The sequence below is a fragment of the Sorangium sp. So ce145 genome (assembly GCF_051525985.1).
GTDB classification, from domain to species: domain Bacteria; phylum Myxococcota_A; class Polyangia; order Polyangiales; family Polyangiaceae; genus Sorangium; species Sorangium cellulosum_B.
Genome location: NZ_CP150315.1, coordinates 3,392,520 through 3,405,577 on the forward strand (window position 1 = coordinate 3,392,520; position 13,058 = coordinate 3,405,577).

At 70.6% G+C, this 13,058-nt stretch carries 11 protein-coding genes; 1 reads left to right on the forward strand and 10 read right to left on the reverse strand.

The window, feature by feature from the left end; all coding sequences use genetic code 11:
• Positions 1 to 126: 126 nt before the first annotated feature.
• The 10 genes from WMF34_RS13030 to rpmH all read right to left on the reverse strand — a co-directional run bounded on the left by WMF34_RS13030 (position 127) and on the right by rpmH (position 10,810).
• Positions 127 to 264 (reverse strand): hypothetical protein, encoded by a 138-nt coding sequence (locus WMF34_RS13030; protein WP_157906644.1) that lies wholly within the window; start codon positions 262 to 264, stop codon positions 127 to 129.
• Between the two features lie 215 nt (positions 265 to 479).
• Entirely contained in the window at positions 480 to 2,573 is a 2,094-nt protein-coding gene (locus WMF34_RS13035) for a protein phosphatase 2C domain-containing protein (RefSeq protein WP_437993484.1), read from the reverse strand.
• Positions 2,574 to 2,615: 42 nt separating this feature from the next.
• Entirely contained in the window at positions 2,616 to 4,754 is a 2,139-nt protein-coding gene (locus WMF34_RS13040; RefSeq protein WP_157906645.1) for an FHA domain-containing protein, read from the reverse strand.
• Between the two features lie 225 nt (positions 4,755 to 4,979).
• Positions 4,980 to 6,149 (reverse strand): FHA domain-containing protein, encoded by a 1,170-nt coding sequence (locus WMF34_RS13045; protein WP_012235148.1) that lies wholly within the window; start codon positions 6,147 to 6,149, stop codon positions 4,980 to 4,982.
• A gap of 277 nt (positions 6,150 to 6,426) precedes the next feature.
• Positions 6,427 to 6,780 (reverse strand): 50S ribosomal protein L19, encoded by a 354-nt coding sequence (rplS, locus tag WMF34_RS13050; RefSeq protein ID WP_012235149.1) that lies wholly within the window; start codon positions 6,778 to 6,780, stop codon positions 6,427 to 6,429.
• A 354-nt stretch (positions 6,781 to 7,134) separates the two neighbouring features.
• Positions 7,135 to 7,698, reverse strand: coding sequence for a protein jag (locus WMF34_RS13055; protein ID WP_231864816.1), 564 nt, complete (start codon positions 7,696 to 7,698; stop codon positions 7,135 to 7,137).
• Positions 7,691 to 9,475 (reverse strand): membrane protein insertase YidC, encoded by a 1,785-nt coding sequence (gene yidC, locus WMF34_RS13060; protein WP_012235152.1) that lies wholly within the window; start codon positions 9,473 to 9,475, stop codon positions 7,691 to 7,693. Before yidC ends, WMF34_RS13055 begins: the two co-directional genes overlap by 8 nt.
• A gap of 156 nt (positions 9,476 to 9,631) precedes the next feature.
• Positions 9,632 to 10,015: a membrane protein insertion efficiency factor YidD gene (gene yidD, locus WMF34_RS13065; RefSeq protein ID WP_012235153.1), complete on the reverse strand. Its 384-nt coding sequence runs from the start codon at positions 10,013 to 10,015 to the stop codon at positions 9,632 to 9,634.
• A gap of 71 nt (positions 10,016 to 10,086) precedes the next feature.
• Positions 10,087 to 10,650 carry a ribonuclease P protein component gene (rnpA, locus tag WMF34_RS13070; protein WP_012235154.1) on the reverse strand — a complete coding sequence of 188 codons (564 nt, stop codon included), beginning with the start codon at positions 10,648 to 10,650 and terminating at the stop codon, positions 10,087 to 10,089.
• A 10-nt stretch (positions 10,651 to 10,660) separates the two neighbouring features.
• Positions 10,661 to 10,810 carry a 50S ribosomal protein L34 gene (rpmH, locus tag WMF34_RS13075; RefSeq protein ID WP_012235155.1) on the reverse strand — a complete coding sequence of 50 codons (150 nt, stop codon included), beginning with the start codon at positions 10,808 to 10,810 and terminating at the stop codon, positions 10,661 to 10,663.
• Positions 10,811 to 11,218: 408 nt separating this feature from the next.
• On the opposite strand from rpmH, the gene WMF34_RS13080 reads away from it, so the two are divergent.
• Complete coding sequence (locus WMF34_RS13080) at positions 11,219 to 12,904, forward strand: OmpA family protein (RefSeq protein ID WP_437993485.1); 1,686 nt, start codon at positions 11,219 to 11,221, stop codon at positions 12,902 to 12,904.
• Positions 12,905 to 13,058: the final 154 nt, after the last annotated feature.

The following is a 13,058-nucleotide window of genomic DNA, read 5'->3' on the forward strand; positions in this document are numbered from 1 at the left end:
CGGGAGAGGAGCGCGCTTCTGCACGCGCGCGGCGATGGCGCCGTTCGGCGGGAGGCTCTCGCCCGCTCGACGAACGGAGTGTCGGCGCGGAGCGTCGTGACTTCCGGGAACAGGTCGTTCAGCGGGTCACAGATCGAGCAGCATGAAGCCGGCGCGGGCCTCCTCGAGAGAGGGTGCACGGGTCGACTCCGGCACCTCTTCTTCCAGATCCTCGGGCGCGCCGTCCATGTCGTCGCCGTGCTCGATCTCTTGGTCGCCAGGCATGGAGGGACCTCCAGAAAGTTAGGCTAATCCGGAATCTGACCCTTCTTCAATCGCATTCCGCGAGCGGGGCCGTTGCGCGGTGGTCGCCTGACTCGAGCGAGCCGAGCTCGGTCCTCGTTCTCGTCTCCGTCGCGGTTTCCGCTCATCCGTGCGGGGCGGCATTTCCGCGTCTTTCCACGTGTTTCCGCGCCTTTCCGCGCTTTTCCGCTCCGCGCTCAGCTGCCGAGGAGCTTCCAGAGCAGGAAGACGAACAGCACGAGGAGCACGGCCGAGGCCGACGCGATGAGGGCGATGTAGACGCCGCGCGGGGCGCGCACGGTGCTCGGCACGCTCGATGCTCCGGAGGACGAGACGGGTCCGGAGAAGCTCGGTGCTGGCGCGGGGCGCGGGCCGGTCGCGGCGTACGCGTGAGCGTGCAGCGGCGCGGGCGCGATGTGGTGGGGCGGGGCGGCGGCGAGCGGGGGACCACCGGGCGCTGCTGGGTTGTGCCCCGGGAAGGCCACCGAAGGCGGCGGAACATCCTGCTCGGTGGCGTGAAGAGGCGCTCCATAGGCGGCGCCGACGTGAGGCGATGCACCGTACGCGGCGCCAGGAGGGGGCGGCGTGCCGTAGGGGACGCCAGGGGGGGGCGGCGCGCCGTAGGCGGCGCCAGGAGGGGGCGGTGCGCCGTAGGGAACGGCGGGGTGGGGCGGAGCGCCGTAAGCGGCGCCTGGGTGAGGCGGCGCTCCGAACGAACCAGGCTGAGGGGCCGCGGCGCGGCCCATGGGCGGCGGCGCGGGAGCGCTCAGGGGGAGGGGAGACAGCACGGCGGGCGCGTCGGGCGCGTTCGGGTAAGCCACCGGGGGATGGGCGCCTGGCACGGTCGGAGGCAGCGCCAGCGCGGAGTCCATCGGCGTGGGCGTCATGGCCGACCCGCCGTCGGCCGCCGTGGGGCTCACGGCCTTCGCGCTGGGGGCAGCGGCCGGAGCCACGGGAGGCAGCTCGTCGGTGGCCGTGGGGCTCACGGCCGGCGCGCTGTCGACGGTGGTGGGGCTCACGGCCGGCGCGCCATGGGAAGCGCCCGGCGCGACGGCCGGCACGTTGTCGGTGGCTGTCGGCGCGACGGCCGGCACGTTCTCGGAGCCCGCCGAGGCCGCGGTCGCCGCGGAGCGGGGGGACGCTGGACGCAGCCCCGGCGCGCCGGTGGAGCCTGCCGGGACCACGGTGACGGCGTCGCTCGTGGACGCAGGGCGCGGCGTGTCGGGGGAGCCCGTCGGGACCACGGTGATCGCGTTGTTGATGGACGCCGGGTACGGCGCCGGCGCGTCTCCTGCGGCCGCCATGCCCGCCGCCGCGCCGCTCGCGGCGGCAGGAGCGCCATGGCCGTGGGGGAGCGGCGTGCTCGTGGCGTGCAGCTGGCCGATCGCCGCCGCATCGGACCGGGTCATCGCGACGGTCTCCTGAGGGCGTGAAGCGCGCGCAGGATTGACGCCGTCGCCCGGGCCAGCCGCCCCTGGTGGCCCGTGCGCGATGGTCAGCGAGCGGCTGCCCGTCTCGAGCACCCGGACCATCTGGACGGTGATGTTGTCGTGACCGCCGCGGTGGTTCGCGAGCTGCACGAGCATCCGGCACGCGTGATCGACCGCGCCCGACGCGAGCGCTTGCCGCGTGCACCCGAGGATGTCGCCGGGGAGCACGAGATCGGTGAGCCCGTCGCTCGACTGGATCAGCACGTCTCCCGGGTAGAGCTCCATCGGCTCGGGTCGAACCTCGACCTCCACCTCCGGCCTCATCCCGAGCGCGCGCGTGATCTTGTTCGCGTCGGGGTGGCCGATCGCCTGCGCCTCCGTGAGCATGCCCGCGTCGATCATCCCCTGCACCATCGAGTGGTCGCGCGTGAGGGGGTAGATCTGGTGGCTCCGGATCACGTACGCGCGGCTGTCGCCGACGTGCGCGACATCGACGCCGCGCTCGTGGAGGACCATCGCGACGACGGTCGAGCCGGGCCGGACGCGGTTCTCCGGCGGCCCGCCCAGCTGGTAGACGCGGCGCCCCGCTTCCTCGATCGCGGCCTTGAGCGCCCCGCTCGGATCCACGGTGGCCGGCGTGCGCTCGATCATCTCGAAGATGGTCTGGATGGCGGTGCGGCTCGCCTCGCTGCCGCCATAGTGTCCGCCCATGCCGTCGCACAGGACGCACAGGTAACCGAACTTGGTCTCGGCGTAGCCGCAGGCATCCTCGTTGACCTGCTTGTTCGGGTCCCGGCCAGCATCGCTGGCCTGGGCGAACTCGATCTTGAGGTGCGGGGAGGACTCGGTCGGGGGCATCATGGGGGGGCGTCGCTCGGGGCGCGAGAACGGGCCCCGGACACGCTACTCCAAACGGACGCTGAACTCGACGGGGCCGAACCGCAACGACGCGCCGGGTGGCACGAGCGTCCACACGGCCGCAGCGATGCGCTGGCCGTTCACGTAGGTCCCGTTGTTGGAGTTCTCGTCCCGCACGAACAGCTGGCCGGCCTCGAGCTTCACGCTCGCATGGGTGCCGGAGACGCGCGGCTCCGACAGCGCGATCAGGCACGAGGCGCCGTCGCGCCCGGCGCGCACCTCGGCGCCGGGGTGCACGGTGAAGATGCCCGCCGGGCCCGAGAGCGTCGCCCGGCTGGCCCCGCCCATGGGAGCGCCCATCATCGGCCCGCCGCCATAGCCGAAGTCGCCCGGAGGCGGCGGCGCGGGCGCGTAGGGCGGAGGCGGCCCGCTCCCGGCCACGATGGGCCTCGGGGGCGCGGCCGCCACCGTGCCGCCGCGCCGCTTCCCGCCGCCGCGGAAGATGGAGACGAGGAGCAGCACGATGACGACGCCGCCGAAGGTCACGCCGCCGATGAGCAGGTACGGCAGCGGCGCCTCCTTCGCCTTCAGCGTGAGGATCTTGTCGGCCGTGACCGCGCTCGTGCGCCGCGCCTGGTTGTCGTAGATGATGAGGCGCGCCGTCATCTGGTCGCCCTTGCCGACGAGGAACTTGTCGGTGTCCGGGAGCTCGAACTCGACGACGCTGTCGCCGGCCGAGACCGCCTTGCCGCGCATCCCGCCCTCGATCAGCGTCCGCTGGGCCTTCTTCGCGTCCTCGAGGTTCCCGCCCTGCAGCGACTGCGGCGCGGCCTGGTTCTTCGGGACCATGTAGATCTCGGCCCGCTGCGCGTTGCCACCCCAGCAGAAGTTGCCGAAGATCTTGACCGTGCCGCCGGGATAGATCGGCGTCTTCTTCGCCGCGCGGTCGGTCGCGTCGCGGTCGACGTCGAGCGGCCACGCGGTCGGATCGATGCCGACGGGGACGTTCTGGAAGGTAGCGTCGCCCGCGATCGGCGGATCCGTGTTGATGAAGGCGAGCTTGAACGTCTGCGTGATGCTCGGCGCGACGCACGAGACCCGCCACTTCACGATGTGCATCTTGTTGAAGCGGGTGCGGATCGCGTTGACGATGTTGGCCGCGCGCCGCTGCTGGCCGTCGCGCACCACGCTGAAGAAGCCGCCGATCTCGGTGTTCGCCATCCCCTCCATGAACTCGCGGGCGTTCGCCGTGAACTCCTCGACGAGCTGGCTCGGGAACCAGATCGAGATGACGGGCACCGGCGTCTTCGGCAGGACGTCGTTGTTCTCGGGGAACCGCCCCTTCGTCAGGTAATCGCGGAGGAGGTTCGACGCGGCGGCGGTCGAGCTGGGATCCGCGCCGGCGGAGCCGTTCGAGAGGACCACCATCGCCTGGTGCATCGGCACCTGGACGCCCTGACCTGCGTTGCCGAGCTCCTTGAACGCGTCGGTGGCGGCGTTCTTGATGATCGTGAAGAGCGGGCGCGTGCGGCCCTGCGTCGGGTAGGTGCGCGCGACGCCGGCGATCGCCTGCGCGGCCGCCTGCTTGTTGCTCACCCACTTCGAGTCCTCGACGACGCCGCGATCGTTGAAGAACATCACGTCGACGATGTCGTTCGGCTGCATCGCGTTGACGAACGCGCTCGCGACCGCCTTCGCCTCGTCGAAGCGGTTGCCCATGCTCGACGCGGCGTCGATCAGGATGAGCCACGCCGTCCCGACGCCCGGCTGACCGGCGCTGTCGCCCCACCGCGCCTTCGACTCGAACTTCGCCGGAAGATCCGTGCCGTCGACCGTGACGGAGAGGATCGCGTTCTTGTCCGGGAAGTCGAACGACGAGTAGAGCGCCGACGGCTGCTCGATCGCGTCGGCGACGCAGTCGAGGTTCGCGTTGCCGGTGAGCGCGGCGCAGTTGCGGGTGAGGTCGCTGAGGCGCTTGTTCTGCACGACCTCGAGCACGGTCGTGAGCACGGGCGAGCCGTCCACGGTGCTCGCGCGCGGGTCGATGCGGAGCACGTGCGCCTCGGGCGCGGCCTCGGCGCGGCGCTGTCCGGCGAGGAGCGCGAGGACAGCGGCCGCGAGCGCGAGGAGCCTCGCGCAGCGCAGGGCCTTGCCCTCGCGCCTGCCGCGACGGGCGGAGCTCATGGAGTGGATCGGGCGAGTCTCATGAGAGGGAGTCATGCGTGGGGATCTCCAGCGGGCGCGGGGGAGCCGAGGAGCGCTCCCTGCGCGAGCGGGGCGGCCGCCGCGCGCTGGCGGCGGCTATCCGGTTGGTTTTCACGCGGCCTGGCCGGGGCGCCAGGTGCCAGTCGAACGTCGCGGGGGAAGGGGGCCAGGCTCGGCAACGCCTCTCCTCGTGCGATGGGCCCGTCAGGCCCGCGCGGCCACGCTGAGCAGGATGACGCTGAACCCGCCGAAGCGGATCTTGTCGCCATCGCGCAGCTCGCGTCGGCCCTGGAAGCCGATCGCCTCCTCGTTGTGGAATGTCCCGTTGGTGGAGCCGAGGTCGGCGAGGACGATCCGACCGCCGTCGATTTCGAGCGTCGCGTGATGTGTCGACGTCGTCCCGTGCGCTATCTCGATGTCGACCTTCTGCCCTGTCTCGGCGCGGCCGACGATGTTCTTGCCTTGCCAGAGCGGCCAGAACCTGCCGAGCGCGTCGTCCTGGAAGCTGACGAGGAAGCCGGCGAGGGTGCGGCGGCTCTCCTGCCCCGCGGCCCTCGGCGGCGCCGGCGTCGGCGGGCGCACCGCGGGAGGAGGCGGGATGTACGCGGGCGGCGGGCCCGGCGGGGCGAGGTTCTGCTGCGGCTGCGGCGGCTCGCCGTAGGCTCCGCTGCCGCTCGCCTGCGGCATCGGCGGCGGCGCGGATGCCCCTTGCTGGTTGGGCGCATAGGCCGTCTGGTTGAAGGGATCGCCGCTCATCTGGATGCCGTCGAGGGCGATCGGGTGGCCACCTTCCATGCAGAACGAGCCGCCCGCCGGGATCGCGTGCCCCTGCACGCAGCGCGCGCCCTGCGGCTGCGGGGGCGGGCCGAAGCCGGGCTGCGGGGGCGGGCCGAAGCCGGGCCGCGGGGGCGGAGGGCCGGGATAGCTGCCCTGCTGCTCCGGGAAGCTCGGGGCCGAGCCGTAGCCGCCGCCCGGCGCGCCGTAGATCGGCGGCTCCGGCGGGAACGGCGGCGGCTTCAGCGGTACCGGAGGCGGCGGCTGGGGCGCCCCGAAACCACCAGGCTGCGGCCCGAAGGGCGGAGGCGGACCGAAGCCGGCCGGGCCGCCCTCGGGCGCCGGCGGGAACCCGGGAGGCGGGCCTGGAGGAGCCCCGAAAGGCGCCGGCGGGGGCGGACCAAAACCGCCGCTCGGCGAGCCATAGTTCGGGGGAGGCTCGGGGGGCGCACCGAAGCCCGGAGCAGGAAACGGCGGAGGAGGCGGCGGCGGAGGAGGAGCCCCGAACGCTCCAGGCCCGGACGGGGTGAGCGGCGAGGCGCACACAGCGCAGAATTTATCGGCGGGGGTCGCGGGCGCACCGCAACGCGGACAGAGCATGGTGATCCTTCTCGGGTTTCGCGGCGCTGGGGCACCGCCGCCGCGAGCATACCGTGGCCGCTCGGCCGAGGATCAAGGAAGAAGTATGCGGGAACCCTTGCTACAGGCCGGCAACGCGGTGCGTGCGCGCGCATGCACGCGTCACCGCCCAGCGCACAGCTGCTTCCGCGCTGTGCCATGGATGCTTGCGCACGATCGAGCCAGGGAGCCGGCTGTCCCCCTGGCCATCTGCTCTGCGGGAGCGCTCTCCTCGCGGCCGGGGTGCCGGCCGGCGGGATCAATCCTTCGCGTCGCGGACGCGAGCGGCCTTGCCTGCCAGGTTGCGCAGGTAGAAGAGCCGCGAACGGCGGACCACGCCGCGCGAGACGATCTCGACCTTGTCGATGCGGGGGCTGTGGAGGAGGAACATGCGCTCGACGCCGACCGTGAAGCTCACCTTGCGCACGGTGAAGGTGCTCCGGACCCCGGCGCGGTGGCGCTTCAGAACGACACCCTGGAACACCTGGATGCGCTCCTTCTCGCCCTCGACGATCCGGTAGTGGACGCGCACCGTATCGCCGACCCGGAAATCCGGGATCCCCTCGCGGAACAGGGGAGCTTCGATCTTCGCGAGGATGTTCGAGGTCTGCATGGTCGGTCAATCCTTCAAAGGGTCGGGGATCCGTCTTCGCGGTCCCGTGCCCGTGCTCAAGGGGGCTGGGCCGCCGCCGTTCGGGGACTGCGTCCGGCGGAGCGGGGGCCGCGCGCGGCCCTCGTGCTTCACGCGATGAACGCAGATGGAACCCGGTTGCGGTTCCGGGAGAACATGGGCGCGAGCGCGTGCCCGCGCACCTCCCCGGGGGGTACCGGAGAGGTGCGGCATTATGCATGCGGGCGATCCGGTGTCAACGCCGGCAGCGGCGCAGTCGCGCAGTCGCTCTTGATGCGCGCGCTTGGTGCGCGTCGGGTGCGTGTTGGGTGCGCGCTTCGTGCCGGGCCTTCAGCCTCAGCGGCGGACGGGGATGATTTGCACGCGGCGGGCCTCGCCCTCGCCGTCGCTCTTGGTGACGACGCCCGGGAACTTCGCCAGCGCCAGGTGGACGACGCGGCGGTCCTGCGGGTTCATCGGCTCGAAGGTGATGATCTTGCCTTCTTCGACCGCCTGCTTGCCCAGCCTGCGCGCCATGGAAGAGAGCGTGTCCTCGCGCCGCTGCCGGTAGCCCTCGGCGTCGATGATCACATGACGCCGCTTCTTGCCCGGCCGGTTGATCACGCGGTTGGCGAGGAACTGCAGCGCCGAGAGCGTCTGCCCCTTCTTGCCGATCACGCGGCCCGCGTCCTTCCCCTCGATCTCGAGCCGGATCTCCTCGGGCGGATCCTCCTCCTCGTTCTCGAGGAGGTCGACGGTGCAGTCCATGCCCATCGCCGCGAGCACATCGATGACGAAGTCGAGCGCGACGTCGGCGCGCCCGTCCTCCTCGAACTCGGCCGCGTCGCCAGCGCCCTGCGCCTCGGCATCGACATCGACGTCCGCTGCGTCGATTCCCCTTTCGGCAACTTCACTATCCACGGACACGTGCTTTTCCCTTTCCGAGAGCAGGGGCCGACTTGTCGTCGTCGCCCGGAGTCTTCTTCATCGCGGATTGGGGCTCCGCGCTCGCGATCTCTCGCACCTGGATGCCGCCGGCTCGTTCGTTCTTCGCCTTCAGGTAGCGCTCGACGAGCACCTGCTGCCCGATGCCGAGCCAGGTGTTCGTCAACATGTAAACGCCGAGGCCGGCCGGGAGGAAGAGCATCATCGCGGTGAAGATGCCGGGCATCAGGTACAGCATCATCTTCTGCTGCGCCGGATCGCCCTGCGGGGGCATGAGCTTCTGCTGGATGAAGCTCGAGCCGCCGAGGACGATGGGAATGATGTAGTACCTTCCCGGGGCCGACAGGTCCGGAATCACGGGGCCGAACGGGGTGTGGTAGAGCTCCACCGCGGTCTGGAGCGCGGTGTAGAGGGCGAACCATACCGGCATCTGGAGCAGCATCGGGAAGCAGCCGACGACCGGGTTCGCGACCTTGTTCTTGCGCCAGAGCTCCTGCATCGCGAGGCCGCGCTGGGCGGCGTCGTCCTTGTACCTCGCGTTGATCTCATCCATCTCCGGCTTGAGCTTGCGCATCGCCGCGGCGCTCTTGATCTGCTGGATGCTCAGCGGGAAGAGCAGGAGCCGGACCGTGATGGTGAGCAGGACGATCGCCCACCCCCAGCTGCCCACGGCGCCGTAGAGGACATAGAGGTACGAGACGAGGAGCTTCGCGATCGGCGAGAACCAGCCGAGGTTGATGACCTCGCTCACCCCGTGGTCGACGGCGGCGAGCAGATCGCGCTCCTTCGGGCCGGTGAAGGACAGGAGCTTGTAGGTCACCGCGCCGCCGGGCGCGAGCTCGTGCTCCGGATAGGCGAGCCGTGCGCGATAGACGTGCCCGAAGTTCGGGTCCTTGCTTTTGTCCTGAAACTTCGATGATTCCCAAATGTCTTCGATCTGCGTCTCGGCTGTCGGCTGCCCTGGCCCTTCCAGCGGGATCGCGATCTTGCTGAAGTAGCTGCTCGAGACCGCGGCGAACCGCGCGTTGCCCGGGGTGCGCCGCCAGCGCTCGGCGGTGAACTCCGGGTCCTTGAAGTCGCCGGGCTCGAAGGCGTCGGGGAGCTGGCGCTCGGTCTTCTGGTCGGTCGCGGCGACCGTCTCGGTGATCCACTCCGAGATCATGCCGAGATGGCCTTCCGTCTCCTTCTGGGTTCGCCACGATGTCTGCTCGACGGCGAGCCGGTGCTTTCGCGGCTCCTGCGCGAGGTTCTCGACCGTCATCTGCACCGAGAGCTCGAAGGGACGCCCCGTGGCCGCGACGACCTTGGTGAGCCTCGTCGAGTCGTCGACGTAGGTGAACGTGCAGCTCTTGCCGTCCTGCGCCGAGAGCTTCCAGTCGAGGTCGTCGAACGGCACCTGCTGCGCGCTGCCGCCAGGCAGGTGCAGGTCCGTCCTGAGAGGCATCCGCGACTCGAGCGAGGTCGTGACCAGGTCCATCGGCCTGCGCTCGCCGTCCCCCGTCGTGTATTTCGGGTCCGTCATCCAGAGGTGCCGGAGCGACCCGCCGTGCGTCGACAGCTCAGCCTTGAAGCGATCTCCGTCGATGACGCACATCTCCGGGGGAGCGCGCTCGGCGGGGGCCGTGCTGTCGTTGACGTCGAGCGGCTGCAGCTGCGGCGCGCTCTCACCGAAGAGGAGCGGCTTGCCGAACTGGAAGAACAGGATGATGGCGAGGCCGAGGAACAGCCATTTGGCGATGTTGCTGCGTTCCATGAAGTCCTTCGTCGATCCCAGGATCTCGAGCCGCGCCCTTCGCTGCGGGCGTCTCGTGACACCTCACGAGGCCGCCCAGGGTCGCTCCGTGCGGGCTTCGCTCCGCGGCGTGTCGGGCGCCGTGCCGTAGGGGGCCTTGTCGATGGCCGAGCGGGATTAGTCCATGAGGGTGACCCGGCCGCTGAAGCCCGCTCGACAAGGGGATGAGGCGTGCGAGGCGAGCTCCGCGCCAGTAGACGAACAGCGTGTCGTATCCCGCGGGTCAGCGTCCCGTTGACGCGGCATCCGGGCAGCCGCGGCACGGTGAAGACGAGGTGGTGGCGGAGGGTCGAACCCGCCTGGATGAAACGGGTGACACCTACACAGTCGCTTCAGCGAAAGCAAGCTCCCCCGGAGCGCCCCGTGGTCCACGATGCAGGCGGCGGCGTAGCGCGAGCAGGAGGGCTCGAACCGACAGACCGGGCCCATCAACGCCACGATGAGCCTGGAGAGCGTCATCTGGTAGGCGCGGATCAGCGCGAGGAGGAGCGTCGCCAGCATGCGGTGAGCCGTGAGAGAGCGAGGAGCTTGGGGCCCAGCGCACCACGGCGCAAGGTATGCCGCGCCATCTTCTAGCTGCCGGCTGGGTCGGTTGGGTCGGTCGGGTCAGTCTGGTCTGGCGCGGGCGCCGGCGGATCGCCTGCGCTGCGCTCGGCCACGACCTCCGTTCGCGCGCGCGACGCGGCGGTGAGCGCCTCCTTCGCCCGGCGGCGGAGCACCGGAACCACGCCCCGAAGCTCCGCGAGGACGTCATCGAGGCCGAGCGAGCCGGCGCCAGTGCGGAGGATCACCACGATGTCGACGCGCTCCGGGAAGAGCTCCGGGAATCTCCGGAACGCCTCCCTGAGCAGGCGCTTCGCGCGGTTGCGCGCCACAGCGCCGCCCACCTTGCGCGAGGCGACGAGGCCCAGGCGAGGCGCCCCGGAGGGGACAGGCGCGGCAGCGCTCTTCGTGCCGCGGCGGGCCCCGCCGTGAGCAGCGCCCTCGGTGGGGGCCGCGACGAGGAACAGCAGGTGGCGGGTGCTGACGCGATGACCACCGTTCTGGATGCGGACGAATTCTGCCCGCCTGCGAATGCGGCGCTCGCGTGGGAACGTGGAGGAGGGCGCCGACGAGCGCGGGGGCGCTGGCGCCATCACCGCCGCGTTACTTCTTGTAGATGGTGGGCGCGAGCCGGGCGCGGCCCTTGCGGCGGCGGTTGTTGATGACCTTGCGACCGCCGGCGGTCGCCATACGCGCACGGAAGCCGTGGGTCCGGGCGCGGCGGGTGTTATGGGGCTGGTAGGTGCGCTTCATGGCTGGTGGTCCCTCGGTCTGGACCGCGAACGGCGGCATCCTGGCCGCACGTCAAGCGGGCGCGCAAGAAAGCACGGCATTTGGCCCAGGTCAACACCAGACGACGTGGTGACGCGCGGTTACGCACGGTTACGCACGGTCCGCACGGTCACGCGCGCGGTCGCGCCCACGGTTACGCGCACGGTCGCGCCCACGGTTACGCGCCTTGCCCACGTTCGCCGTTCTCTCTCACCTTTCTAGAGGCCTGGGTTAGCGTGTAGCCTCCGATCGACCGCAACGGTCGTTCAAAAGCGGGTCACAGGAGGGAATTTGACGCGCACCGGAGGACATGAGGGGGAAAAGCAGCACGCGCCCGCACGGGGCGTCAAGCGACGCGCGCTGGCGGCTGCTGCGGCGGGAGCCTTGTTCTTGAGCGCGCTCCCTGTGAGCGCGCAGACGAGAACGTTCTACCTGGACCGGCTCTACATGGCCGGCGCTCCCGACGACTCGATCGCGCTCTGGCGACCGCAGGTGGCGCCGGAGACGCGCTTCTTCGGGCAGTTCGGGCTCGGCCTCGGCCTCAATCCCTTCCGGGTCGAGAACATGCTGAATGACGAGCAGGCCGCGGGTCGGTTCAGCAGGGAACACGGCTCGCCGGTGTCCTCGCAGCTCATCGGCTACTTCAACGGGGGCGTCGAGCTGCTCGACCGCTTCTCGTTCCAGGTGGGGCTGCCGATCATCGCCCTCCAGACGAGCAACCCGACGAACGACCCGAACGTCCTCGGCGCAGAGGACGCGGCGAGCCCGGCGACCGCCGCGCTCATGGACATCCGGCTCGACGGGCGGGCGATCCTGTACCGCACCGAGGATCGCTTCTTCAAGCTGGGCGCCAACGTGACGGCGTGGGTTCCGACCGGCAGCAAGCTCTCGTTCTCGGGCGACAACGCCGCGAGCGCGATGATCGGGCTCTCGGGGGAGATCGATCTCAAGTCGATGTTCTTCGTCCTGAACACCGGGGTGCACTTCCGTCCGTACTCATCGCTCAACGACTTCGCCGTGACGAACGAGTGGAGGTGGGGGATCGGCGGCTTCCTCCCGCTGCGGAACGGGGCGCTGCGGCTCGGCGCGCAGATCTTCGGATCGACGGGCCTCGGCCGCGACACGACGTTCACCGGCGACAACACGCCGCTGGAGTGGATGGCCGAGGGGCGGCTCGCGCTCGATCAGCGGAAGAAGGGGTGGCTCGGGGTCGGCGCCGGAACGCGGCTGTCCGGCGGCTACGCGCCGGATTTCCGGATGGTCGGGGTCATCGGCTACTCGTTCGGCATCAAGGATGTCGAGCCCGTGTCTCCTGGCAGGCGCTTCCAGGCGGTCCCGCCGCGCGCCGCGGACACGGACACGGACGGGCTCCCCGACGACATCGATCTCTGCCCGACCGATCCCGAGGACGGCAAGCCGCCGAACGCCGACGACGGCTGCCCGGCGCTGCCCGATCGCGACGGCGACGGCATCCCCGACATCAGCGACAAGTGCCCGGATCAGCCCGAGGATTTCGACAAGATCAACGACGCCGACGGCTGCCCGGAGGACGACGCCGACGAGGACAGCATCCCGGACGCGAAGGACGCCTGCCCCAAGGAGCCGGGCCAGCCGAGCCCCGAGCCGACGAAGAACGGCTGCCCGCAGTTCATCCGCCGCATCACGGGGTCGAGCGAGATCCAGATCCTGAAGCAGGTGCAGTTCGCGACCGGCAGCGCGAGGATCCTGCCGAACAGCTACAGCATCCTGGACGAGGTCGTCCGGCTCTTGAAGGTGAACCCCGAGATCACGCTCGTCGCGATCGAGGGCCACACCGACAACCGGGGCTCGGACCAGCTCAACGAGAAGCTCTCGAACGATCGCGCTCACTCGGTCAGGACGTACCTGATCGAGCGGGGCGGCATCGATCCCGCCCGGCTCACGGCGGCGGGCTTCGGTCCGAAGCGGCCGATCGACGACAACAACACCGAGGCCGGGCGCCAGAAGAACCGGCGCGTCGAGTTCCACATCCGCGAGAGCAACACGGGCGGGAACAAGGCTGGCGGCGACAAGGGTGGCGGTACCGTCACGCCGTAGGTGGCCCATCCGGGCGGCGCGCGCGGGAGCCCTGCTGTGCGTGGTGCTCTCGCCGGCGTGCCGCCCTGAGCAGGGCACGCCCTACCGCTGCAGCTGCACCTTCGTCACGGACTTCGACGACGACTCGAGGCTCGACGTGGAGGTCTGCGCTCCG

Excerpts from the sequence above, each read along its gene's own strand:
- rpmH (WP_012235155.1), bottom strand. The coding sequence starts at position 10,810 with ATGAAGCGCACCTACCAGCCCCATAACACCCGCCGCGCCCGGACCCAC.
- rplS (WP_012235149.1), bottom strand. The coding sequence starts at position 6,780 with ATGCAGACCTCGAACATCCTCGCGAAGATCGAAGCTCCCCTGTTCCGC.
- WMF34_RS13045 (WP_012235148.1), bottom strand. The coding sequence starts at position 6,149 with ATGCTCTGTCCGCGTTGCGGTGCGCCCGCGACCCCCGCCGATAAATTC.
- yidC (WP_012235152.1), bottom strand. The coding sequence starts at position 9,475 with ATGGAACGCAGCAACATCGCCAAATGGCTGTTCCTCGGCCTCGCCATC.
- yidD (WP_012235153.1), bottom strand. The coding sequence starts at position 10,015 with ATGCTGGCGACGCTCCTCCTCGCGCTGATCCGCGCCTACCAGATGACG.
- WMF34_RS13030 (WP_157906644.1), bottom strand. The coding sequence starts at position 264 with ATGCCTGGCGACCAAGAGATCGAGCACGGCGACGACATGGACGGCGCG.
- WMF34_RS13040 (WP_157906645.1), bottom strand. The coding sequence starts at position 4,754 with ATGAGCTCCGCCCGTCGCGGCAGGCGCGAGGGCAAGGCCCTGCGCTGC.
- rnpA (WP_012235154.1), bottom strand. The coding sequence starts at position 10,650 with ATGGCGCCAGCGCCCCCGCGCTCGTCGGCGCCCTCCTCCACGTTCCCA.
- WMF34_RS13035 (WP_437993484.1), bottom strand. The coding sequence starts at position 2,573 with ATGATGCCCCCGACCGAGTCCTCCCCGCACCTCAAGATCGAGTTCGCC.